Consider the following 22488-nt stretch of genomic DNA (forward strand, 5'->3'; position numbering starts at 1 on the left):
GTGAAAGGTCTTCTTCCGCATGTCCAGTGATCTTCAGGGTTCCCGTGCGCTCGTGACCGGCGCGGGCCACGGCATCGGCCGGGCCATCGCCGTCGCGCTCGCCGAGGCGGGCTGCGACGTCGCCGTGCACTACCGCAGCTCGGCCGACGAGGCCGGGCACACGGTCGCCGCGATCGAGCAGCTGGGGCGGCGCGCCAAGGCGTTCCAGGCCGACGTCACCGTCACGGCGGAGGTGGACCGGCTCGTCGCGGAGGCCACCGGATTCCTCGGCGGGCTCGACGTCCTCGTCTGCAACGCGGGCCATCTGATCGGCCGGGCGACCGTCGCGGAGATGAGCGACGCGCACTTCGACCAGGTCGTCGACGCGAACCTGACGTCCACGTTCCGCACCTGCCGGGCCGCGCTGCCGCACCTGGCCGCGTCGTCCGCCGGGCGCATCGTCACCATGTCGTCGCTGGCCGCGCACAACGGCGGCGGGCCCGGCTCGGTGGCGTACGCCGCCGCGAAGGCCGGTGTCCGCGGCTTCACCAAGGCGCTCGCCAAGGAGGTCGCGGCGTCGGGCGTGACGGTGAACGCGGTCGCGCCGGGCTTCATCAAGGGCACCGCGTTCCACGACACGTTCACGGCGCCCGAGGCGCAGGAGGCGATGGCCGCGGGCATCCCCGTCGGCCGGCCCGGCACGCCCGAGGACGTGGCGGCGTCCGTCGTCCACCTCGCCTCGCCCGCCGCGGGCTTCCTCACCGGTACGACGCTGGACATCGACGGTGGCGTATGGCCCCGGTGAACCGGATGATCCCGCGGGAGCGGGGCGGCTGGTGGCACGCGTTCGTGTGTCCCGCGCACGGTCTCGAACTGGATCACGGCGACGTGCTGTCCGGGGTGTTCCCCGAGGGCGGGGCGCTGTGCGCCCGTGGCTGCCGGGTGGACACCCCCGAGGTGCGGGGCGCGTGGACGGTCCTCTCCCATCAGGCGTGGGCCCGGCGCATCCGGGTCCTGGCGCTGCGCGACGAGAACGGCGAGGGCGGCGAGGGCGGCGAGGGCACGGAGGCGGTCCGGCTGCTTCTCGAATACGCCGACGTGTACCGGGAGTTGGCCGCCGAGGGGCATGAGGGCGCCCAGTCCTGGATGCTGCGCGGCCGCCTCTTCCACCAGGCGCTGACCGACGCGATCTGGGCGGTGAACGTCGGACACGCGGTGTGGACGCTCGCGCTGCGCGGCACGCCCGGCACCGACGCTCTGCTGCCGCTGCTCGACGAGCTGGAGCGGGCCGCGCTGGACGCCCGGCACGTCCTGGTCGACCGGGGCGACCTGGCGTCGAACTACACGACGTGGCTGACGGCGGCGGGGATCGCGACGGGCCGGGCCGCGGCCCTGGTGCGCGGGACGGAGTGGGACGGCGCGAAGCAGTGGCTCGACGGCCCGCACGGGCTGTACGCGCAGCTGCGGGCGTGCGTCGGCGGCGACGGCTGGGAGTGGGAGGGCAGCACGTACTACCACGGGTTCGTGCTGCGGGCCGCGCTGCTCGCGCTGCGCGGCGTCGCCCCCGCCGCCGTGCCGTCCGACGTGGCCCAGCGCCTGGCCGGCATGGTGGACGTCCTCGCGGCGATCGCCACGGACGGCGGGGTGCTGCCCGCCCTCAACGACGGCCCCTACCTGCGCGCCCCGCTCGCCCTCGAATGGCTCGAACTGTGCGCGTTGGCACAGGAGTTCACGCCGTCGCCGCGGCTCGGCGCGGTCGCCCGGCGGGCGCGCGCCGAGGCGGGTGCGGCGGACGACGGGCTGGACCGGCTCGTGGCCGGGACGGGCTGGTTCGCCGGCCCGGCCCTGCCGGAACGCCCGGCGCCCGCGCCGGTCACCGTGTTCGACGAGGCGGGCTACGCGGTCGTACGGGCCGCCGGGGTGCAGGCCGTCCTCGCGTTCGGGCCGCACGGCGGCTCGCACGGCCACCGCGACAAGCTCGCCCTGTCGCTGTACGGGGCGGGCGCGTGCTGGCAGCCGGATCCGGGCGAAGTGCCGTACGCGCACGCCGAGTTCCGCGACCACTACGCCTCGACGGCCGCGCATCCGGCGTTCCGGGTGGAGGGTGCCGAGCAGGCGGAGTGCGCGGGCCGGCTCCTGGCGCGGGACGCGACGTCGGTGACCGCCGAGGTGACGGACGCGTACCCGGGGGTGCGGGCGGTGCGCCGGGTCGAGGCGGGCGCCTGCCACCTCGTGGACGTGCTGACGGTGGTGGCCGGTGACGAGCGGCAGGTGACCGGCCAGCTGCGGCCGGGCGTCGCCCTCGACGTCCAGGTGCAGCCGACGGGACCGGTCCGCACGACCTGGTACGGCGACGACGAGGTGCTGCACGGCTGGCACGCGGCGTCGGTCCCCGTGCGGCCGGTGACCCGGCCTGGCCCCGGTCCGGCCGACGATCCCCAACTGACCCGCACCTGGGTCGACTTCACGGCGTCGACGGACCGGTTCGTGCTCGTCTCCGTGTACCAGTGCGCGGCCGAGGGCCCGGCGGTGACGGGCGTGCGGCTGGCCGGGTACGAGGTCGTGGTGGACCTGGCGGACGGCTCCCGGGCCGTGCACGGGACGGGGGTCTGACGTGCTGCTGTCCGCGACGCCGCCCGCCGGTCCCCGCCCGTACCAGGAGCGCCGGCTGCTCGACGAGGCGGTGCGGCACCGGGCGCTGGTGCCGCCGGCCCGGCACCCGATGGCCAGCATCACCTGGCTGGGTCCGGCCGCCGCGAACCCGGCGCTCGCGTACCATGTCACCGGGGACCCGGCGCATCTGGCGGAGGCCGAGCGGTGGATCGCGGCGGCGGTCCGCTTCCCGCACTGGGGCCGCGCCCACATGCCCGATCACGACCTGGACGCGGGCTGGCTGCTGCACGGCCTCGGCCTGGCCCACCACTGGCTGGGCGACGCCCTCTCCCCCGACCTCGCGGATTTGCTGCGCTACAAACTCCTCGTCCAGGGGCGCCGGTTGTACGAGTTCGCGGTGGCCACGGAGGGCCGCTGGTGGTCGTCCTCGTACTGGCAGAACCACAACTGGATCTGTTACGCGGGTCTGGCCACGGCCGGATACGCGCTGGGCCGCGAGGAGTGGACGGAGCGCGCCAAGGACAACCTCCGGCGGGTGCTGGACGCGCTGCCCGCCGACGGCTCGCACGCGGAGGGCGTCGTCTACTGGCGGTACGGGGTGCCGTGGCTGGCGATCCACCTCGACCTGCTCCAGGAGCGCGAGGGCCTGGACTGGTGGGGCCGGGGCGGCTTCATGGAGCACACCTTCGGCTTCCGGCTGCACCAGTCGGCGCCCGGATTCGCCGAGCAGACCGGCCACGGCGACTGCCACGACCGGCGCAGCGGCCACAGCGTCGCCCTGTACCGGCGGCTCGCCGCCCGGTTCGGGATCGGCGAGGCGCAGTGGCTCGCCGACCTCGTCGACCGTGAACTCTTCGACGGCGAGGCCGCGTTGAGCGGGGTGCGGCCGGGGATCCGGGCGGAGGCGTATCTGGAGTACCTGTGGCACGACCCGTCGGTGCGGCCGGTGGCGCCCGGGCGCACGCACGCGTACTTCCCCGACCTGGGGCTGCTGACGGCCCGTACCGGCTGGGACGCGGCGGCGACGTTCGTGTCGTTCAAGGCGTCGCCGGGCGGCGGGCACCAGGCCTGGGAGACGTCGGCGAAGCACCGGGCGGAGCTCGGCCGGGAGACCCTCAACCAGGGGCACCACCACCCGGACTCCGGGTCGTTCGTCCTCACCTCCCAGGGCGCCTTCCTGGCGGTGGACGAGGGCTACAGCAACCGCAAGCGGGCCGCGCACCACAACCTGCTGCTGGTCGACGGCCGGGGCTTCGCGGGCGAGGACCGCTATCACGTCTACGAGGGGCTGCCGTTCGAGCAGCAGGCCCGGATGCGGGACGTGCTGGCCGACGGCGGCTGGGCGCACGGCACCGCGGAGATCGGCGCGATGTACCCGGCCGAGCTCGACGTGCGACGCCTGGACCGCACGCTGGTCTGCACCCCGTCGGGGCGGCTCGTGCTGTCCGACGACGCCGAGGCCGGGGCGCCGCGCTCCTGGACGTTCCTGTTGCAGACGGACGCGCCGACCGCCGCGGGACCGGCGGACGGCCGGGACCGGCTGATCCGCGCGGGCGACGCCCGCGCGTGGCTGCGCCGCCTCGCTCCCGACGACGCCGACGTCACCTCGGAGGAGACCCACGTGGCCGCCAATCCCACGTCCAGCACACCGGAGTTGAGCATCACGCACACCCTGCACACGCTGTCGGTGACGACCCCCGCCCGGGAACGCGCCGGCTTCCTGACGACGATCGAGCCCGGGGCCGGGGCGGCGACGGCCCGCGCCGTGCCGCACGGCGTCGCCTTCGACACCCCGGACGGCACGGAGACGGTGCTGCTCTCCCCCGCCGACCACGCGATCCGCACCGCCGAGGTGACGGCGGACGCGGCGGCGGTGCTGCTCGCGCCGGGCCGCGCCCCGTACGTGGTGGCGGCCCGGCGGCTGGCCCTGCCGGGGCAGCCGGTCCGGGAGTGGGCCGAGCCGTACACCGGAGCGGTGGTGGAGCGATGACGCTGTCCTTGTCCGTCGCCGGGCGCGGCAGCGGTCGCGGCCGACTGCTGCGGGTCCTCGACCGGATCGCCCAACCGGCCGCCGCGGGCGCCGCGTTCGTCGTCATCGCGCTCGGGGTCGTCACCTGGCTGCCGGCCCTTGCCGCCCTCGCGCACACGCTTCAGCGCTGGCGCTCCGACGGCGACAACCGGTCCTTCACCGGGGTGTTCGGCGCATTCCCCCGCTACTGGCGCGTCCTGTGGCGGCACAGTGCGCTGACGGCGGCGGCCGTGTCCGTGCTCGCCGCCAACTCGCTCTTCCTGACCGGTCGTTCGAGCCCGTACGCGTTCGTGCTGCTGGCCGCGCAGGCGGGTCTCGGGGCCGCGCTGTTCGTCCACTGCACGGCCTTCGCGGCGCACGCGGGCCTCGCGCCCGAAGAACCGCCCGCCGAGTGGCACCGGCGGGCGCTCGCCCTGGCCTTCGCCTCGCCCGCCCGCGGCACCGCCCTGCTCGGCGCCGCGGTCTCCGCGGTCGTCCTGACCCTGCCCGTCCCGCTCGGCCCCCTGCTGTTCGGTCCGAGCGTGCCCGTCCTGCTCGCCCTGCACCTCGCCGCACCGCAACCAGAGAGGACCACCTGATGTCGAACCCGCCGAGACTGCCGAGACCGTCCGCGCGCGCCCTGTACGCGCTGGCCCTCGGCGCCTGCGCCGCCCTGGCCCTGCCCGCCGCACCGGCGTCGGCCGCGTCCGCGTACTACGTCGCGCCGAGCGGCAGCGACGGCAACGCCGGTACGTCGTCGGGCGCGCCGTTCGCCACCATCCAGCACGCGCTGGACGTGGCGCCGGAGGGCGCCGTCGTCCACCTGGCGTCGGGCACCTACCGGCAGGACGTCGTGACCCGCCGCGAGAACGTCACCCTCACCGGTCCGTCGACCGCCGTGGTCAAGGGTGCGGGCAACGCCCGCATCGTGCAGGTGCAGCACGACGGCACCGTGCTCGACGGGTTCACGGTGGACGGCCTGTTCGGCTCGTCGAGCGACGTGGCCGGCTACCGCCTCAAGCTCGTCTACGTCATGAGCACCACCCCGGGCAACGGCGTGAACGCCCTGAGCATCACGAACATGACGCTCAAGAACGCGGCCGACGAGTGCCTGCGGCTGCGCTATCTGATCACCGGCGCCGACGTCTCGGGCAACACGATCAGCGACTGCGGAGTCGCCGACTTCAAGTTCGGCGGGGGCGGCAAGAACGGCGAGGGCATCTACCTCGGCACGGCCCCCGAGCAGCAGGGGGCGAACGGCGCGCCGGACGCGGCGCCCGACGTCAGCAGGAACAACCGCATCCACCACAACACGATCGCCACGCGCGGCAACGAGTGCGTCGACGTGAAGGAGAACTCCACCCACAACTACGTGGAGTACAACGACTGTTCGCAGCAGCGCGACGCGAGCTCGGGCGGGCTCGACGCGCGCGGCAGCGGCAACATCTTCCGGTACAACACGCTGCACGACAACACGGGCGCGGGCGTCCGGCTCGGCGGCGACACCGCCACCGACGGCATCGACACCGAGGTCTACGGCAACACGATCACCGACAACGCGGGCGGCGGCATCAAGGTCATGCGCACCCCGCAGGGCCAGGTGTGCAGCAACACGATGAGCGGCAACACCGGCGGGAACTCCGTGGGCACCTACGGCGCCGACTACGACCCGACGGCCCTCTGCTCGGCCGGGGCCGCGTCATGAACACCACCCGCCGCACCGTCCTGGCCGGCACCGGCGCCACCCTCGCCGCGCTCGCCCTGCCCACGCCGCTGCTGAGCGCGGCGCACGCCGCCGGCTCCGCGGCCGGCGCCGACGACACGACGCTCCTGCGCACCCGCTGGCACACCCTGCTCACCGGCGGCCCCGGGCTCGACACGGCCGAGCCGCGGATCGCCGCCGCGATCGCCCGGATCGACCGGGCGGCGACGACCGCCCTGAAGGGGCTCGACCCGTCCCGCACGGACGGCCTGTGGCCGGATCTGACCAGCACCGCGATCTCGAACCACGTCACCACGTCGTTCAAGCGGCTCGCCACGGCCGCCACCGCGTGGGCCGTGCCCGGCACGACGCGGTACGGCGACCCGGCCCTCGCCGACCTGCTCGGCCGGGGCGTCGACTGGATGCTGGAACACCGCTACGGACCGGGACACACCCGCTTCGACAACGACTGGGACTGGGAGATCGGCTGCGCCCTGGCCCTGAACGACGCGGCCGTCCTGCTGCACGACGCGCTCGGCGCCGACCGGCTGACCCGGATCAACGACGCCGTGCGCCACTACACGCCCGACCCGAACCTGTGGCGGGCGGACCGGCAGATCGCCACCGGCGCCAACCGCGTCTGGATCTGCACGGTCGTCGCGGTCAACGCGGTGCTGCGCGGCGACGGCACCGACCTGGCACGCGTGCGGGACGCCCTGTCCGACGTGGACGGCGGCGGCGCGAACAGCGTGCTCGCGTTCCAGGACTCCGGCTCGGGCACCGGCGAGGGCTTCTACTCCGACGGCTCCTTCCTCCAGCACTACAAGCACCCCTACAACGGCGGCTACGGGAAGGAGCTGCTGGGCAATCTGTCCCGGCTCCTGAACCTGCTCGACGGCACCTCCTGGGAGCTCACCGACCCGGACGTCGCGAACGTGCGGCACTGGGTGACGGACGGCTTCGAGCCGCTCGTCGCGCGCGGCGACGTGCAGCACGGCGTGTGCGGCCGGGAGATCGCCCGCTCCAGCAAGCAGGGCCACGTCGCGGCGCAGACCGTGATCGAGGCGGTCCTGCGGCTGCTGCCGGGGCTGACCGGCGCGGACGCCGACCGGTTCGCGGCGCTGGTCAAGCAGTGGATCACCGAGGACACGTACCGGGACTTCCTCGACGTCACCGACCTGGCCTCGCTCGTGGCCGCGCAGCGCCTGCTCGCCTCCAGCACGAAGCCGCGCGGCCCGCTCGTGACGCATCGTCAGTTCCCGCGCATGGACAAGGCGATGCACCACCGTCCCGGCTTCACGCTCGGCATCTCCGCCTACTCCACGCGCATCTACAACTACGAGTCCATCCAGAACGAGAACCTGCACGGCTGGCACCTGTCCGACGGCATGGTCCTGCTGTACGACGACGACCTCGGCCACTACAGCGAGGACTACTGGCCGACCGTGGACCCGCTGCGGCTGGCCGGCACCACGGTCGTCGCGCAGCGCCCCGCCGACGCCGCGGGCCAGCGCACCACGAACGCGGCGGACTGGGCGGGCGGGGCGGCGCTGCCCGGCACGACGCTCGGCGCGTACGGGCAGGACCTGCGGGCGTTCGGGAGCGACCTCAGGGCGCTCAAGAGCTGGTTCTGCCTGGACGACGTGATCGTGCACGTCGGCTCGGGGATCACGGCCGGCGCCGGACCGGTCGAGACGATCGTCGAGAACCGCGGACTCCGCGACCCCGCGGCCGAGTTGACCGTGGACGGGGTCCGCGCGCCGTCCGACGCGGGCTGGTCCGCCGGGTACGAGAACGTGCGCGGCGTGCACCTCGCGGGGACCGGCGGCTACGTCTTCCCGGACCCGACGGCGCTGCGGGCCCTGCGCGAACAGCGCACCGCGACCTGGCGGGACATCAACATCAAGTACGGCACGGACAGCCCGGTCACCCGCCCCTACCTCACGCTGTGGCAGGACCACGGCACGGCGCCGGCGGACGCGGGCTACTGCTGGCTCCAGCTGCCGGGCGCCTCGGCCGAGCGGACCGCGCAGGTGGCCCTCGCGCCGCCGGTGAGCACGGTGGCCGCGTCCACGGCCGTGCACGCGGTGCGGCGCGCCGCCGACGGGCTGCTCGCCGCGAACTTCTGGACCGCCGGGCAGGCGGGCGAGCTCACCTCCGACGGCCCGGCCTCCGTCCTCGTGCGGCCGCGCGACGGACAGGTCGAGGTGGCGGTGAGCGATCCGACCCAGCTGCGGGACCGCGTGGTCCTCGACCTCGAACTGCGCGGCTACAAGGTGCGGCGGGCCGGCCGGGGCGTCGCCGTCGCCCGTGGCCGGTCCGGCACCCGGATCACCGTCGACACCGCCGGCCTGCACGGCGCGACCGTCTCCCTGACCCTTTCGAGGAGCTGACCTTGCTGTTCGACATGCCGCTCGACCGGCTGCGGGAGTACCGTCCCGCGCCGGAGGAGCCCGCGGACTTCGACGCGTTCTGGCGCAAGACGCTCGACGACACCGCCCGTCACCCGGTGGACGCCCGCTTCGTGCCGTACGGGGCGGGCCTGGCGACCGTGGACGTGTTCGACGTGACGTTCAACGGGTGGGGCGGCCAGCCCGTGAAGGCGTGGCTGCTGCTGCCGCGCGGACGGACCGGGCCGCTGCCCGCGGTCGTCCAGTACATCGGCTACAACGGCGGCCGGAGCATCCCGTACTCCTGGCTGACCTGGAGCGCCCTCGGCCACGCCCATCTGATCATGGACAACCGCGGCCAGGGCGGCGGCGGCAAGAACACCGCCGACACCCCCGACGTCGCGCCCGAGGGCCACGGCTCGTCGTCGCCCGGCTTCCTGACCCGCGGCATCGAGGACCCGCACCGGCACTACTACCGGCGGTTGATCACCGACGCGGTCCGGGCCGTCGACGCGGTCCGGGAGCACGAGGACGTCGACGCCGCCCGCGTCGCGGTCCTCGGCGGCAGCCAGGGCGGCGGTCTGGCGCTCGCCGTGTCCGGGCTGCGCGACGACGTGGCGGCGACGGTCGCCGACGTGCCGTTCCTGTGCCACTACCGGCGGGCCTCGCAGATCACGGACAGCGGCCCGTACGCGGAGATCGCCCGCTTCCTGTCGGGGCACCGGTTCGGCATCGAGGCGGCGATGGAGACCCTCTCCTACTTCGACGGGGTCAACTTCGCGGCGCGGGCGACGAGTCCCGCCTGGTTCTCGGTCGGCCTGATGGACAAGATCTGTCCGTCCTCCACCGTCTTCGCCGCGTACCACCGCTACGCCGGGCCCGCCGCCATCGAGGTGTTCCCGTACAACGGGCACGAGGGCGGCGCCGAGTACGACCTGCCGCGGAAGATCTCCGCGCTGCGGGGCGTGTTCGGTACGTAGGCCGGGTCACGGGGTCAGCGGCCGAGCACCGCCATCGCGGCGTTGTGCCCGGGAATGCCGCTGACCCCGCCGCCGCGCACCGCGCCCGCGCCGCACAGCAGCACGTTCGGGTGCGCCGTCTCCACGCCCCAACGGCCCGTGCCCCGCTGTCCGTACGGGAAGGCGAGCTCCCGGTGGAAGATGTTCCCGCCGGGCAGCCGCAGGTCGCGCTCCAGGTCGAGCGGGGTCTTCGCCTCGATGCAGGGGCGGCCGTCGGCGTCCTCGGCGAGGCAGTCCTCGATCGGCTCGGCGAGCTGCGCGTCCAGCTGGGCGAGCGTCGCCTTGAGGAGGCCGGCCCGCGCCGTGTCGTTGTCGGCCGTGAAGAGCCGGGCCGGGGTGTGGAGGCCGAAGAGGGTGAGGGTCTGGTAGCCGCGCTCGACGAGGCCGGGGGCGAGGATCGTCGGGTCGGTCAGGGAGTGGCAGTAGATCTCGGAGGGCGGGGCGCTGGGCAGCGCGCCGGAGGCGGCCTCGGCGTAGGCGGTCGCCAACTGGCCGTATCCCTCGGCGACGTGGAAGGTCCCGGCGAACGCCTGGCGCGGGTCGACGGTGGTGTCCCGGAGGCGCGGCAGCCGCTTCAGCAGCATGTTGACCTTGAGCTGGGCGCCCTCGGCGGGCGACGGCGGCACCTCGTCGAGCAGCCGGGCCAGTTCCTGCGGCGAGGCGTTGACCAGGACGTGCCGGGCCGCGACCGTGTGTTCGCCGTCGTCCGTCCGGTAGGTCACCTCGGCGGCCCGGCCGTCCGTCTCGATCCGGGTCGCCTCGCATCCGGTGCGCAGGTCGGCGCCCGCCGCGCGGGCCGCCGCGGCGAGCGCGTCGGTCAGGGCGCCCATGCCGCCGACGGGCACGTCCCAGTCGCCGGTGCCGTTGCCGATCACGTGGTAGAGGAAGCAGCGGTTCTGGGCGAGCGTCGGGTCGTGGGCGTCGGCGAACGTGCCGATGAGCGCGTCGGTCAGGACGACGCCGCGCACCAGGTCGTCGCTGAAGGTCTCCTCGATGCCGACGCCGATGGGCTGCTCGAACAGCAGCCGCCACGCGGCGTCGTCGCCGACCCTCTCGCGCAGCGCGTCGCGGGTGGGCAGCGGCTCGGTGAGGGTCGGGAAGACCCGCTCGGCGACCTGCCGGGTCGTCTCGTAGAAGCGGGTCCACGCCTCGTACTCGCGGTCCGAGCCGGTCAGCCGGGCGAAGGAGTCACGGGTGGCGTCCTCCCCGCCGCCGACGAGCAGTCCGGTCGGGCGGCCGTCGCGCACGGTCGGCGTGTACGAGGACACGGTGCGCTGCCGCACCGCGAAGTCGAGCCCCAGGTCCCGGACGATCTTGTGGGGCAGCAGGCTGACCAGGTACGAGTAGCGGCTGAGGCGGGCGTCCACACCCGCGAACGGGCGGGTCGAGACGGCGGCTCCGCCGGTGGTGCCCAGTCTTTCGAGCACGGTGACGGTGTAGCCCGCACGGGCGAGGTAGGCGGCGGCCACCAGTCCGTTGTGGCCGCCGCCGACGATGACTACGTCGCGGTTCTGCACAGTTCAGGCTCCTCGGGGTGGACGTCTGCGCGCCGTTGCGCCTCGATGCTGATGATCGTAGGCGGGAGGGACCGTATCGAGCCCCTGCGGCGATTGAGCAGCGGGGTCCGGGGCGGCGCCCCGCGACCTCAGCCACGCTGCCGCAGGGCCGCGACCCGGCGGTACAACTGGACCGCCTCCGTCCCACGGCCCAGCTGCTCCAGACAGTGCGCCTCGTCGTTGCGGCTGGCCAGCGTGTCCGGGTGGGCCTCACCGAGCACCCGCTCCCGGGCGACGGCCACCGTGCGGTACTCGGTCAGCGCGTCCTGCCAGCGGCCGAGCCAGCCGAGCCCGACGGCGACCTCGCGGTGGCTGATCAGCGTGTCGGGATGGTCGGGACCGAGTACCCGCTCGCGGATCGCGCAGACGTCCCGGGCCTCGGCGAGTGCCTCCTCCCAGCGGGCCATGCGGCCGAGGTTGACGCCCAGTCCGTGTCGGGCGCGCAGCGTCTCCGGGTCGTTGGGCCCGCTGACCCGGGTGCGGTCGTCGATCAGGTCGCGGTAGAGGGTGAGCGCCTCGGCGCTGCGGCCGAGCCGGCCGAGACTGATGCCGACCTCGTAGCGGGCGGCCAGGGTGTCCGGATGGTCGGCGCCCAGCGCGTGCGCACGGGCCTGAGCCACGTCCCGGTAGCTGCGCAGCGCCTCGCTCCAGCGCCCCAACTGGCCGAGCGTGTAACCGACTTCGCAGCGGGTCACCAGGGTGTCGGGGTGATCGGGGCCGAGGACGCGGGCCCGGGCGTCGGCGACCTCGCTCGCCATCCGGAAGGAGTCCTCCAGGCGGCCGAGGCGGCTCAGGTTGAAGGCGAGGTTGTGGCGGCAGCGCAGGGTGTCCGGATGGTCGGGCCCCATGGCGCGCTCACGGGCGGCGAGGACCGAGGTGTACGCCTGGTGCGCGTCGAAGTGCCGGCCCAGCTTGCCCAGGACGTACGCCACTTCCTGGCGCGCGCCGAGCGTCTCGGGATGGTCGGCGCCCAGCACCCGCTCCCGGCCGGTCACGACCCGCCGGTACTCGCGCAGCGCGTCGGCGGCGCGCCCGGTGCGGCTCAGACAGAAGGCGACCTCGTAGCGGCTGGCGAGGGTGTCGGGGTGGTCGGGGCCGAGCGCGTGCTCGCGTTCGGCGGCGACGGCCCGGTGCACCTCGCCCGCCTCGGTCCAGCGGCCGAGCCGGCCGAGGCTGAGGCCCGCGTTGTGCCGGGAGACGAGGGTGGCGAGCAACTCCGGTGCGGGCGTGGGCCGTTCGACGGCGTCGGGGGGTGTCGCCGGGGTGCGTCCCGCGGGGCGCGGGATCCACTCGCCGGCGAGGCCCGAGGCGCCGTCCGGCGGGGTGGCGCGCAGCCCGGATCCGCCGGTCGCCTTGTGGCCCGTGGTCATGCCGCGCGTCCAGGACGGCAGCCGCGGCTCGCGGGAGGCGGGCTGCTCCCGCACCACCTGCGTGCTGGTGCGCGGTTCGGCCTGCGGGGCCCGCACCGTGGGCACGTAGGCGCCGCGCCCGGACCGTCCCGCGGCGATCCGGCGGCCCAGCTCGCGGGCGTCGCGCGGCCGTTGCCCGGGGTCCTTGGCCAGCAGGTCGAGGATGATCCGGTCGACGTAGGCCGGCAGGTCGGGGCGGTGGTCGCGCGGGGCCCGCGGTGCGGTGTCGCGGTGTCCGACGAGCACGGCCCACGCGTCCGCCAGGTCGAACGGCGGTGCCCCGGTGGCGACTTCGTAGAGGACGCAGCCCAGCGAGTACAGGTCGCTGCGCTGGTCGACGTGGGTGCCGCCGATCTGCTCGGGCGACATGTAGTGCGGGGTGCCCATGGCGATGCCGGTGCCGGTGAGGCGGGCGGTGAAGCCGATGTCGTGGCCGAGCCGGGCGATGCCGAAGTCGCAGATCTTCGCGGTGCCGTCGCCGAGCATCACGATGTTCGCGGGCTTCAGGTCCCGGTGCACGATGCCCTGTTCGTGGGTGTAGGCGAGGGCGGCGGCGACCTGCTCGGCCATGTCGACGATGTCGTCGACCGGCAGCGGGTGGTGCCGGTTCTCCTCCAGGAGCTGGCTGAGGTTCTTGCCCTCCAGGAGCTCCATCACCAGGTACAGGATGCCCTCGTACTCGCCGAAGTCGTGCACGACGGTGATCCCGCGGTGCTGTAACGCGGCGGCGACGCGGGCCTCTCTGCGGAAGCGCTCGCGCAGGACCCGGGTGAAGGAGTGGTCGCGCTGCGGCCCCAGCGGCTTGAGGCACTTGACGGCGACCTGCCGCCCCAGCGACTCGTCGCGGGCCCGCCACACCTCGCCCATGCCGCCGCGGCCGATCTGGTCGAGCAGTCGGTACCGCCCGTGGATCAGCCTGGTGTTCCCGGTGTCCCCCAGCTCTGGCATGTCCCGCTGTCGCCCCCGTCGCCTAGCCGCTGCGCCCTCCCCGGACAGGACCTAGTCCAGTATGGCTGCCCATCTACCGACTTTGTACGGTGCGGGGCGGGTGCCGGGACCGAGTCGGGCCATGGCGCGCAGGATGTGTTTCGGCGGGAGCTGCCAGCGGACCCGGGCGGGGACGCACCGCAGTGCGGTGCCCGTGGCGCGCAGGCGGCGGGTGACCACCGCCGGGGCGGGCGCGGGTCGTCCGTACAGGTCGTGGGCGTACGAGGGCAGAGAGGCGTACGCCAGGTTCGCGACGCGCCGCCACAGTGCCGCGCGCGCCGGGACGAGCAGGGCGGGGGTGGGCGGCCGTTGCAGGAAGTCGTCGACCTCGCGCGCTTCGGGGCCGGCGGCGAGTTCCGGCCGCACCTTCTCGAAGTAGGCGGCCAACTCGGCCTGATTGCCCGGTACTTCGGCCGGTTCGAGGCCTACGAGCCGGGCGCTGGTGCGGTGTTCGGCGACGTACCGGTCGGCCTGGGCCGCGGTGAGGCGGAAGCCGGAGCGGCGGGCGACGTGCAGGTAGGAGTCGATCTCGGCGCAGTGCACCCACAGCAGGAGGTCCGGTTCGTCGACGCTGTAGCGCTCGCCGGTGTCGGGGTCGGTGGCCGTGAGGTGGCGGTGGATGGTGCGGACCCTGGCCCCGGCCTTCTCCGCGGCCTCCGTCGTGCCGTACGTGGTCGTGCCGACGAAGCTCGCCGTGCGCATGAGGCGGCCCCACGCGTCGCGCCGGAAGTCGGAGTTCTGGATGACGCCGCGCACGGCGCGTGGGTGCAGCGCCTGGAAGTAGAGGGCGCGCACGCCCGCGATCCACATCATCGGGTCGGCGTGCATCTGCCAGGTCACCGAGTCGGGGCCGAAGAGTCCCGGGTCCGCTTCGCGCATGCCGCACCTCCTGATCGCAGGGTACGGACCCGGCCCGGGTCACGCGACAACCGCGACCACACGGTGACCTGCCGCTCCGGTCGTGCACGACCGGAGCCGTCGCCTCAGCTCAGGACGAGGACCACCGCCAGGGCGACGAGCAGCGAGTCGATCCGGTCGAGCAGGCCGCCGGAGCCGGGCAGCCAGGACGCGGCGTCCTTGACCCGCGCGCCCCGTTTCACCATGGATTCGAGGAGGTCGCCCGCCGGGCCGCCGACCGCCACGGCGAGGGCGGTGGGCCAGCTCAGCGAGGAGAGGACGGCGAGCACGCCGATGCCGGTGACGGCGCCGGCCAGGGTGCCGCTCCAGCGTTTGGCGGGTGACAGCGGCGAGAGGTGCGGGCCGCCGAGCCGGGGCCCGGCGAAGTACGCGGTGATGTCGGCGACGGAGACCGCCACGAACAGGGCGAGCGCGCTCGCCCCGAGCGGTACGAGTGCGGCCAGCACGCTCAGCCAGGCGAGTCCGAGCAGTCCGGCGCCGAGCCGGTGCAGTCCCCCGTCGGCGTCGCCGGCCAGCAGCGGGACGGCGGCCACGGCGAGCGCGCCGACGGCGACGACCCGCGGCACCTGGTCGGGCGCGAGCCAGGCGGCGGCGATCACCGCGGTGACGGCGGCGGCGAGCACGAGCCGGTCGGCCCGGCCGAGCCGCATGAGTCCGCCGAACTCGGACACCGCGATCACCCCGGCCACGGCGGCGATCGCGGCGGCGCCCGGCCGGCCCCACCAGAACGCGGCGCTGACCAGCGGCACGCCGACGGCCCACGCGCACCAGCGGACCATCAGCTCCCGGCGCCGGGACGCCGCCACCGCGACGCCGCCCGCCGCGAGGGCCCCGCCGAGGTAGGGCGCGAGGCCGGCGACCGTGGTCATCGGGCGGTTCCGGCGGCCAGGGGTGCGGACGCGGTCCGGCGCGGCAGGAGCGGAAGCAGCACGTCGAGGGCGGCCTGGCAGGCGGTCACGATGCGGGCGTTCTCGGCGGTGTCCCGGACGGCGATCCGTACGGTCCGCCCCTGGTACTCGGGCGACAGCGGGGACAGGTCGCGCAGGTACACGCCGTGCCTGCGGCACTCGGCGACCAGGTGCGCGGCGCTCGGTCCGCCGGCCGGCAGGGTCAGGTTCAGGAAGTTCGCCACGCCTTCCTCGACCAGCACGCCTTCGCCCAGTTCGGCGAGGTCGGTGGCGAGCCGCGCGCGCAGGGCGTGGGTGCGCCGCCAGCGTTCGGTGTAGTACGCGGGGTCGCGCAGGGCGGCCACGGCGGCCAGTTGGGCGGGCAGTCCGACGGGCCAGGGCGGTGTCCAGCGGCGCAGGAGGTCCGTGGTGTCGGGGGTCGCGACGAGGTAGGCGGCTCGTGCGCCGGACAGTGCGTACATCTTGGAGAGGGACGTGCAGACGGTCACGCGCGCGTCGGTCGTGGCGAGTTCGGCGAGGGACTCGGCCGGGTCGACGTAACCGAGGTAGGCCTCGTCGATCCACCAGCGGGTCGCGGCCGGGGCCGTGGCGATCACCTCGCGCAGGACGGCGGCCGGGGCGTGACGGCCCGTCGGGTTGTTGGGGTTGACCACGACGACGAGGTCGTAGTGGCGCTGCGCGACGGCCGCGGAGAGCCGGTCGGGGTCGATCCGCCAGTCCTCCTCGCGGCGCAGCCGGAACCGGTCCACGCGGCAGCCGACGACCTGCTCGGTGACGTGGGCGTACTCGCCGTATCCCGGGTCCATGAGCAGCACCCGGCTGCGCGCCGTGAGCCACTGCCCGAACGCCCGGAAGATCAGGTCGGAGGAGCCGGCGCCGACGGTGAGCGTCCCGGCGGGCAGTCCCCTGGCGGCGGCGATCTCCGCGACGAGGCCGTCGGCGTCGGTCGGCGGGGAGGTCCTGGCCATCCAGCCCGGGTCGTCGGCGAGCGCGGCGCGCACCCCGGGGGCCGGGTCGAACCAGGCGTCCAGCACGTCGGCGGCGACGATCTGCCGGCGCCGGTGCAGGCTGCGGAAGTCCGTGCCGACGGCGGTGAACGAGGCGCCGCCGTGCTCGCACCCGTCGGCGCGGGGGGCGAACGGCACGTCGAGGCGCCAGTCGACGGCCGCCCGCAGCCGGTCGAGGAGCGTGCGGTGCCGGTCGAGGGCGGTCCGGGTCACCTCGCGCACGTCACCCGTGAGGACCTCGAAGGTCACCGCGCCGCTGCGCACGGTCCGGCCCGCCGGGTGCAGTCCCGCGGCGAGGTACATGGCGAGGAGGTCGGTGCGGCCCATGGCCACCACGCGGCGGCCGCCGCGGGACGCGATCCAGCGCAGTGCCGCGTACATCAGCAGGGGCGCGGCGGCGGTGGACCGCCAGCGGGGTTCGACGGTGAGGATGCGGACCTCGAACACGTCGGGTTCGGCGAGGAGCGGGAGTTCGTCGCGGGTCAGGTACTTGTCGAGTCCGTACCGGCCGACCCAGGGCGGGGTGAGGCTGACGAAGCCGACCCGGTCCGTGCCGCGCGCCGCGACCAGATAGACGTTGTCCCCGTCGAGCCCGTCGCTCAGCCGTCCGGCCGTGGTGGGGGCGTGCTGGCCCAACTCCTCGGCGTACACCCGGTGGCGGAGCTCGTGGATCCAGTCCAGGTCCTCCGGGGTGGCGGCGCGCAGCTGCAGGTGACGGCCCATGGCTCCCTCTTTCGGTGTGGCGCGTGGCGTGGGGGGCGGTCCCATCCTCGGAAGGCCGGCGCGACGGCGGCAGAGCCCCCGCACGCACGGCGTCTGAGTACGGATACTCAGGCGCCCCGGTCGTTCGCCGCACTCCGCGCGGGGTGGCGGAACCCGACGGCCCACCTGGTTCGTCCTGAGGGGCGACGGTGCTGGGCGAGCGGACGGGACGACATGGGCGAGCGGGCCGACGGCGCGACGGCGGTGCGGGCGGATCTGGAGGCTCCCGCGTCCACGGGCGACGGCGGGGACGGGCGGGGTTCGTCGCCGTGGCGGCGGGGGCGGGTGCTCGCCGCGCTGTCGGCGCTGACGGCCCTGGTGCTGGTGGGGCACGGGCTGGTCCCGAACACCCCGGGGCGCCTCGGCAGTCTGCTGGAGTCGTTCCTGCCCTGGTCGGCCGTCCCGGTCGCGGTGCTGCTGGGCCTGGCGCTGCTGCGCCGCTCGGCGCTCGCCCTGGTCGCCCTGCTGCTGCCGGCGGCGGCGTGGACGTATCTGTTCGGCGGGCTGCTGCTCCCCGGTCCCGGCACGGGTCCTGACGATCTGGTGGTGGTGCAGCACAACGCGAGCGACGAGAACGACGATCCGGTGGGCACGGCCCGTTCCCTGGCCGCCGCGGGACCGGACCTGATCGCCCTGGAGGAGCTGCTGCCCGAGGCGCTGCCCCGGTACGAGAAGGCTCTGGCGGGGCGCTATCCGTACCACGCGGTGCGGGGCACGGTCGGACTGTGGTCGAAGCACCCGCTGACCGGTGTCCGGGCGACGGCCATCAAGCCGGCCGGCATCACGGAGCCCTGGAACCGCGGGCTGCGCGCCGCGGTCCGCGTCGGCGGGCGGGACGTCGCGGTGTACGTCGCGCACCTGCCCTCGGTGCGGGTCGGCGCGACGGGTCTGACGTCGGCCCGGCGGGACGAGAGCGCCGGGCTGCTGGGCCGGGCGATCGCCGCCGAGCCGCTGGAGACCGTCGTGCTGCTCGGCGATCTGAACGGCACGGTCGACGACCGCGGCCTCGACCCGCTGACGTCCCGGCTGAACGTGTCGGCGCGCGGCTTCGCGTTCAGTTACCCGGCGGCCCTCCCGGTGGCCCGGATCGACCAGGTCATGGCCCGCTCGGCGACGGTCGGCCGGATGCGCACGCTGCCCGCCACCGGCAGCGACCACCTGCCGGTGCTCACCCGGGTCACGCCGCGCTGAGGACCGGCCTGCGAGCCGGTCGCCGAGGGGGCCGGGTCAGCGCCGCACGCGCGGCATCCCGAGCCCGATCCACGAGATGATCTCCCGCTGGATCTCGTTGTTGCCGCCGCCGAACGTGAAGATGACGGCCGACCGGTAGCCGCGCTCCAGTTCGCCGTGGAGCACGGCGCCGGCGCTGCCCTCCTTCAGCGCGCCCGCTGCGGCGACGACCTCCATGAGCCAGGCGTACGCGTCCCGCCGGGCCTCGGAGCCGTAGACCTTCACCGCGGACGCGTCCTGCGGGGTGAGGGTGCCCTCCTGGACGGCGTTCACCATCTGCCAGTTGAGGAGCTTCATGGCGTCGAGCTTGGTGTGGGTCTGGGCGAGCCGCTTCCTGACCCAGCCGAGGTCGATGACCCGGCGGCCGTCGGCGAGCTTGGTCTCCATCGCCCAGCGCTGCACGTCGTGCAGGGCCCTGATGGCCATCGTGCCGTGCGCGGCGAGCGTGACGCGCTCGTGGTTGAGCTGGTTGGTGATGAGCCGCCAGCCCTTGTTCTCCTCGCCCACGCGCCGGCTGACGGGCACCCGGATGTCCTCGTAGTAGCTCGCGGTGGTGTCGTGCGAGGCGAGCGTGTTGATGACGGTGCAGGAGTAGCCGGGGTCGGACGTGGGGACGAGCAGCATCGTGATGCCCTTGTGGGGCGGCGCGTCGGGGTCGGTGCGGACGGCGAGCCAGACCCAGTCGGCGGTGTCGCCGTTGGTCGTCCAGATCTTCTGGCCGTTCACGACGTACTCGTCGCCCTCCCGGACCGCACGCGTCCTGAGCGCCGCGAGGTCGGTGCCCGCGTCGGGCTCGCTGTAGCCGATCGCGAAGTCGAGTTCGCCGGAGAGGATCCTCGGCAGGAAGAACTCCTTCTGTTCGTCCGTGCCGAACTGCATGATCGTCGGGCCGACCGTGTTGAGCGCCATCAGCGGCAGCGGGACGCCCGCCTGCGCGGCCTCGTCGAAGAAGATGAACTGCTCCATGGGCGTGAGGCCCCGCCCGCCGTACTCCTCGGGCCAGCCGACCCCGAGCCAGCCGTCGCCGCCGAGCCGGCGCACCGTCTCCCGGTAGAACCGCTTCTGCGCGGCCGGATCCTCGTAGCGGGCGTACGCGTTCTCCGGCACGAGGTCGGCGAAGTAGGCGCGCAGCTCGGTGCGCAACTGCTGCTGCTCGGGCGTGTATTCGAGGTGCACGGCCCCTCCTGGCGGTCAACTGGGCGGCGTCGGCGCGGGTTTGACGGCGCACACAGTAGAACGCGTTCCAGAAATAGGGAATGCCGAGGAGGGGATCACTCTGGGACCGCCCCGCCTCCCTCAGGCCAGCGTCGCCAGGAAGTCCGTGCAGGCGCGGGCGCAGGCCCGGCACCGCTCGGCGCAGTCGGCGGCGTCCGGGGTACGGTCGCAGGCGTGCGCGCACTCCAGGGCGACGGCCCGGCACCACTCCACCTGGAGCCGCAGCCCGTACTCGTCCTGGTGCGTCTCCTCGGACAGCAGCCGGCACGTCGCGTCGCACACCTCGACGCACAGCAGCAGGGCGCGGCGCAGCCCGTGCGGTGTTTTGGGCACGTCGACCGGACCGGGCCTGGCCGGCCCGTGCACGACGGGCGCGGCCGGGCCCAGGTCGGTGGAGCTGACCAGCACGGCGCAGGTGCGGGCGCAGTCCGTGCAGGACTGCGCGCAGGCGAACCGGTCCTCCAGGAAGCGGACGAGGTCGTCCTTGGGCGGCTCGGTCATGAGGGCGGGGTCCGTGCCCGTGGTGCCCTCGGCGGTCAGGTGCGGGTGCTTCGCCAGGGAGGTCACCGGCCCGGCTCCTTTCCACGGAACGTACGCTTCCCGCCCGGGTAGCCCGATCCCCGGGCCCGAAACCGGGCCCGGCGGCCACGGCGCGATCAATTCCGTTGCGGCCCGCGGGGGCCGGGGCTAGGTTCTGCGCGCGTACCCGCCCCGTACCTCTGGAGAGCCCTTGCCGCACGCAGCACCGCACCTGACGCAGCTCGACGATCCGCACGCCACGGAGGGGACCAGGCGTCTGGCCTGGCTCGCGCAGGACGCGGAGGGCGGGCCGGTCGGCTCGGCGTTCCTGCGGTTCTTCGACCGGGACGGGCAGCGGCACCTGGCCGAGCTGGTCATCCGGGTGCATCCGGCCGAGCGGCGGGCCGGCGTCGGCAGCCGACTGCTGACGGCCGCGGTCGAGGCGGCCCGCGCGGACGGCCGGCGCACCGTGCTCGCGTCGGCCGACGGCGACTCTCCCGGTGAACTCTTCCTCGCCGCAAGGGAGTTCCGGCGCGTGCTGCGGCTGACGTACACGCGTCTCACGCTCGCCGACGCGGACGTCGACGCGCTCACGGCGACGGCCGGCCGCCCGCACCCCGGATACCGGCTCACGGAGTGGGACGGCACGGTCCCCGACGAGCTGGCCGCGTCGTTCGCCCTGTCCCGCACCGCCATGGACGACATGCCGATGGACGACGCCGACTACGGGAAGGTCGCGTGGGACGTGGACCGGGTGCGTGCGGTCGCCGAGGCGGTGGCGCGCCGCGGCGATCTGCTGCACACGCTCGCCGTGGTCGACGAGAGCGACGGTGCCCTCTGCGCGTTCACCGAGCTGGTCGTGCCGGGCGGCCGGGAGGGCGACGGGGAGCACTACGGCACCGGTGTGCTGCCACGGCACCGCGGCCGCGGACTCGCCGGCTGGATGAAGGCGACCCAGATCCTGCGCGTGCGGGACCGGCATCCCCGGCTGACGGGCCTCGTCACGGACACCGCGGACAGCAACAAGGCGATGCGAGCGGTCAACGACGCGCTCGGCTACGTCCCGACGCACCGCTCGTGCGAGTACCAGCTGGACCTCTAGGGCCTGTCGTCGGGGGCATGTCCGGGCCGTGCGCGGGTACGCGCGCGGCACCGGCCGAGCGTCGTGACGGCCGGGAAGGAGCGAGCCGCCATGGCAGACACCCCTGCCCTGACCCCCATCGAACTCGAAGGGCTGTGGGCCGACTTCCACAGCACCGTGAACATGACGTCGCAGGAACTCGCCGACTGGCTGCGCACCGGCGAGGCGGGCCTGCTCGCCGAACCGCTGCCCGAGCACGCGGGCAGCGGGGCGGGCCGGCACGTCCTGGCGATCCTGCGGAAACGCCGCACCGATCTGACCGCCGACGACATCCGGCTGATGCACGAGGTCGTCGGCCGGGTGGCCGAACTGCGGGGCACGGAGCACGAACCCGCCGCCCTGGACACCGCCGCCCGGCACCGCCTGATGAGCCTGGGCCACGACCCGCTCAAACCCTGACGGACGCGGTGGTGCGGGGCCCCCACGGGCCCCGCACCTGGCGTCGTCCGCCGCGTCGGTCAACCGCCGCCCATCACCTTGCGGACGGCGTCCCTGGTACGGTCGACGACCGCCGCGACCGGCCCCACGGCGATGTTCTTCGGCGCCGTGTCGGTGCCGGGGTGCGGCCGGGTCGGCGCCAGTGCCTCGGCCGCCTTCACGGCACGGCCCAGGTTCTCCAGCTTGCTCTTGTCCGCGGCCTGCCTGAAGTACGCGAACTCGTGGCGTTCCTCGGCGTCGGCGTGCGCGAGGACGTCCTCGCGCAGGGCCGCGAACCGGTCGAGGAACTCGGGCGATTCGGGGTCCATGTCGTCGAGTTGCGCGAGGACCTCCTTGGCCTTCTCCTCCTCGGCGACGCGGTCCTTGACGACCTGTTCGCCGCCGTCGATGTTCTTGCGCGCGAAGGGGTGCACGACCTCTTCCTCTGCGGTCTCGTGCACCGCGAGCAGCCGCACCAGTTCGTGGAACGACGCCTTGCGCTCCTCCCCCTTGGTGGCGGTCACCTCCTCGAACAGCGCGCGGATCCTGACGTGTTGCTGTCGCAGCAGCTCCACCACGTCGTTCGGGTCCTTGGTGCCCTTGGTCTGGGACATACGCTGTGCCCTCCGTCTCGGGTGCGGAGCGGGCGGGTACCCGGGCGCCTGGTCGTTACGCGCCCGGCCCTCGGCCACCCTCGACATCCGGACG

The 22488-nt window shown here is 74.3% G+C and carries 18 protein-coding genes; 10 read left to right on the forward strand and 8 right to left on the reverse strand.

Translation table 11 applies throughout. The annotated features are described in order from the left end of the window. Positions 1 to 19: 19 nt before the first annotated feature. The 7 genes from RBJ77_RS53555 to RBJ77_RS53585 are packed head-to-tail and all read left to right on the forward strand — an operon-like array spanning position 20 to position 9672. A complete protein-coding gene (locus RBJ77_RS53555) occupies positions 20 to 784 on the forward strand; it encodes an SDR family NAD(P)-dependent oxidoreductase (RefSeq protein WP_372351663.1) in 765 nt (254 codons plus the stop codon). Then, on the forward strand, positions 772 to 2592 hold the full coding sequence (locus RBJ77_RS53560; RefSeq protein WP_372351664.1) for a heparinase II/III family protein: 1821 nt from the start codon (positions 772 to 774) through the stop codon (positions 2590 to 2592). Before RBJ77_RS53555 ends, RBJ77_RS53560 begins: the two co-directional genes overlap by 13 nt. 1 nt (position 2593) lies before the next feature. After that, positions 2594 to 4582 carry a hypothetical protein gene (locus RBJ77_RS53565; RefSeq protein WP_372351665.1) on the forward strand — a complete coding sequence of 663 codons (1989 nt, stop codon included), beginning with the start codon at positions 2594 to 2596 and terminating at the stop codon, positions 4580 to 4582. Continuing rightward, a complete protein-coding gene (locus RBJ77_RS53570) occupies positions 4579 to 5199 on the forward strand; it encodes a hypothetical protein (RefSeq protein ID WP_372351666.1) in 621 nt (206 codons plus the stop codon). Before RBJ77_RS53565 ends, RBJ77_RS53570 begins: the two co-directional genes overlap by 4 nt. Beyond that, on the forward strand, positions 5199 to 6305 hold the full coding sequence (locus RBJ77_RS53575; RefSeq protein WP_372351667.1) for a DUF1565 domain-containing protein: 1107 nt from the start codon (positions 5199 to 5201) through the stop codon (positions 6303 to 6305). The genes RBJ77_RS53570 and RBJ77_RS53575 overlap by 1 nt, the downstream gene beginning before the upstream one ends. Beyond that, positions 6302 to 8695 carry a polysaccharide lyase 8 family protein gene (locus RBJ77_RS53580; RefSeq protein ID WP_372351668.1) on the forward strand — a complete coding sequence of 798 codons (2394 nt, stop codon included), beginning with the start codon at positions 6302 to 6304 and terminating at the stop codon, positions 8693 to 8695. Before RBJ77_RS53575 ends, RBJ77_RS53580 begins: the two co-directional genes overlap by 4 nt. Positions 8696 to 8697: 2 nt before the next feature. Next, a complete protein-coding gene (locus RBJ77_RS53585) occupies positions 8698 to 9672 on the forward strand; it encodes an acetylxylan esterase (RefSeq protein WP_372351669.1) in 975 nt (324 codons plus the stop codon). A gap of 14 nt (positions 9673 to 9686) precedes the next feature. Here the strand turns inward: RBJ77_RS53585 and RBJ77_RS53590 are convergent, their stop codons facing one another. The 5 genes from RBJ77_RS53590 to RBJ77_RS53610 all read right to left on the reverse strand — a co-directional run bounded on the left by RBJ77_RS53590 (position 9687) and on the right by RBJ77_RS53610 (position 17219). Further along, complete coding sequence (locus RBJ77_RS53590) at positions 9687 to 11228, reverse strand: phytoene desaturase family protein (protein WP_372351670.1); 1542 nt, start codon at positions 11226 to 11228, stop codon at positions 9687 to 9689. A gap of 128 nt (positions 11229 to 11356) precedes the next feature. Next, complete coding sequence (locus RBJ77_RS53595; RefSeq protein WP_372351671.1) at positions 11357 to 13624, reverse strand: tetratricopeptide repeat protein; 2268 nt, start codon at positions 13622 to 13624, stop codon at positions 11357 to 11359. 51 nt (positions 13625 to 13675) lie between these two features. Next, entirely contained in the window at positions 13676 to 14542 is an 867-nt protein-coding gene (locus RBJ77_RS53600; protein WP_372351672.1) for an oxygenase MpaB family protein, read from the reverse strand. 104 nt (positions 14543 to 14646) lie between these two features. Further along, on the reverse strand, positions 14647 to 15450 hold the full coding sequence (locus RBJ77_RS53605; RefSeq protein ID WP_372351673.1) for a phosphatidate cytidylyltransferase: 804 nt from the start codon (positions 15448 to 15450) through the stop codon (positions 14647 to 14649). Further along, the gene (locus RBJ77_RS53610; protein ID WP_372351674.1) at positions 15447 to 17219 is read right to left on the reverse strand and encodes an aminotransferase class I/II-fold pyridoxal phosphate-dependent enzyme; all 1773 of its coding nucleotides are present in this window, start codon (positions 17217 to 17219) and stop codon (positions 15447 to 15449) included. Before RBJ77_RS53610 ends, RBJ77_RS53605 begins: the two co-directional genes overlap by 4 nt. Before the next feature lie 213 nt (positions 17220 to 17432). Here RBJ77_RS53610 and RBJ77_RS53615 point away from each other — a divergent pair, with 213 nt between their 5' ends. Next, positions 17433 to 18449, forward strand: coding sequence for an endonuclease/exonuclease/phosphatase family protein (locus RBJ77_RS53615; protein WP_372351675.1), 1017 nt, complete (start codon positions 17433 to 17435; stop codon positions 18447 to 18449). Between the two features lie 36 nt (positions 18450 to 18485). Here the strand turns inward: RBJ77_RS53615 and RBJ77_RS53620 are convergent, their stop codons facing one another. Then, the gene (locus RBJ77_RS53620; RefSeq protein WP_372351676.1) at positions 18486 to 19664 is read right to left on the reverse strand and encodes an acyl-CoA dehydrogenase family protein; all 1179 of its coding nucleotides are present in this window, start codon (positions 19662 to 19664) and stop codon (positions 18486 to 18488) included. 120 nt (positions 19665 to 19784) lie between these two features. After that, positions 19785 to 20270, reverse strand: a complete 486-nt coding sequence (locus RBJ77_RS53625; protein WP_372351677.1) for a ferredoxin — start codon at positions 20268 to 20270, stop codon at positions 19785 to 19787. A 163-nt stretch (positions 20271 to 20433) separates the two neighbouring features. Between RBJ77_RS53625 and RBJ77_RS53630 the strand changes: the two genes are divergently transcribed. After that, positions 20434 to 21324, forward strand: coding sequence for a GNAT family N-acetyltransferase (locus RBJ77_RS53630; protein WP_372351678.1), 891 nt, complete (start codon positions 20434 to 20436; stop codon positions 21322 to 21324). Between the two features lie 90 nt (positions 21325 to 21414). Next, positions 21415 to 21762 (forward strand): DUF3140 domain-containing protein, encoded by a 348-nt coding sequence (locus RBJ77_RS53635; protein ID WP_372351679.1) that lies wholly within the window; start codon positions 21415 to 21417, stop codon positions 21760 to 21762. Positions 21763 to 21821: 59 nt separating this feature from the next. Here RBJ77_RS53635 and RBJ77_RS53640 read toward each other — a convergent pair whose 3' ends face one another. Next, entirely contained in the window at positions 21822 to 22394 is a 573-nt protein-coding gene (locus tag RBJ77_RS53640) for a hemerythrin domain-containing protein (RefSeq protein ID WP_372351680.1), read from the reverse strand. Positions 22395 to 22488: the final 94 nt, after the last annotated feature.

The sequence above is a fragment of the Streptomyces sp. KL116D genome (assembly GCF_030766975.1).
Taxonomy (GTDB): domain Bacteria; phylum Actinomycetota; class Actinomycetes; order Streptomycetales; family Streptomycetaceae; genus Streptomyces; species Streptomyces longispororuber_A.

Bases quoted from the DNA above. Each gene is read 5' to 3' on its own strand.
- RBJ77_RS53555 (WP_372351663.1), top strand. From the start codon at position 20: ATGTCCAGTGATCTTCAGGGTTCCCGTGCGCTCGTGACCGGCGCGGGC.
- RBJ77_RS53560 (WP_372351664.1), top strand. From the start codon at position 772: ATGGCCCCGGTGAACCGGATGATCCCGCGGGAGCGGGGCGGCTGGTGG.
- RBJ77_RS53570 (WP_372351666.1), top strand. From the start codon at position 4,579: ATGACGCTGTCCTTGTCCGTCGCCGGGCGCGGCAGCGGTCGCGGCCGA.
- RBJ77_RS53575 (WP_372351667.1), top strand. From the start codon at position 5,199: ATGTCGAACCCGCCGAGACTGCCGAGACCGTCCGCGCGCGCCCTGTAC.
- RBJ77_RS53580 (WP_372351668.1), top strand. From the start codon at position 6,302: ATGAACACCACCCGCCGCACCGTCCTGGCCGGCACCGGCGCCACCCTC.
- RBJ77_RS53595 (WP_372351671.1), bottom strand. From the start codon at position 13,624: ATGCCAGAGCTGGGGGACACCGGGAACACCAGGCTGATCCACGGGCGG.
- RBJ77_RS53600 (WP_372351672.1), bottom strand. From the start codon at position 14,542: ATGCGCGAAGCGGACCCGGGACTCTTCGGCCCCGACTCGGTGACCTGG.
- RBJ77_RS53605 (WP_372351673.1), bottom strand. From the start codon at position 15,450: ATGACCACGGTCGCCGGCCTCGCGCCCTACCTCGGCGGGGCCCTCGCG.
- RBJ77_RS53610 (WP_372351674.1), bottom strand. From the start codon at position 17,219: ATGGGCCGTCACCTGCAGCTGCGCGCCGCCACCCCGGAGGACCTGGAC.
- RBJ77_RS53615 (WP_372351675.1), top strand. From the start codon at position 17,433: ATGGGCGAGCGGGCCGACGGCGCGACGGCGGTGCGGGCGGATCTGGAG.
- RBJ77_RS53635 (WP_372351679.1), top strand. From the start codon at position 21,415: ATGGCAGACACCCCTGCCCTGACCCCCATCGAACTCGAAGGGCTGTGG.
- RBJ77_RS53640 (WP_372351680.1), bottom strand. From the start codon at position 22,394: ATGTCCCAGACCAAGGGCACCAAGGACCCGAACGACGTGGTGGAGCTG.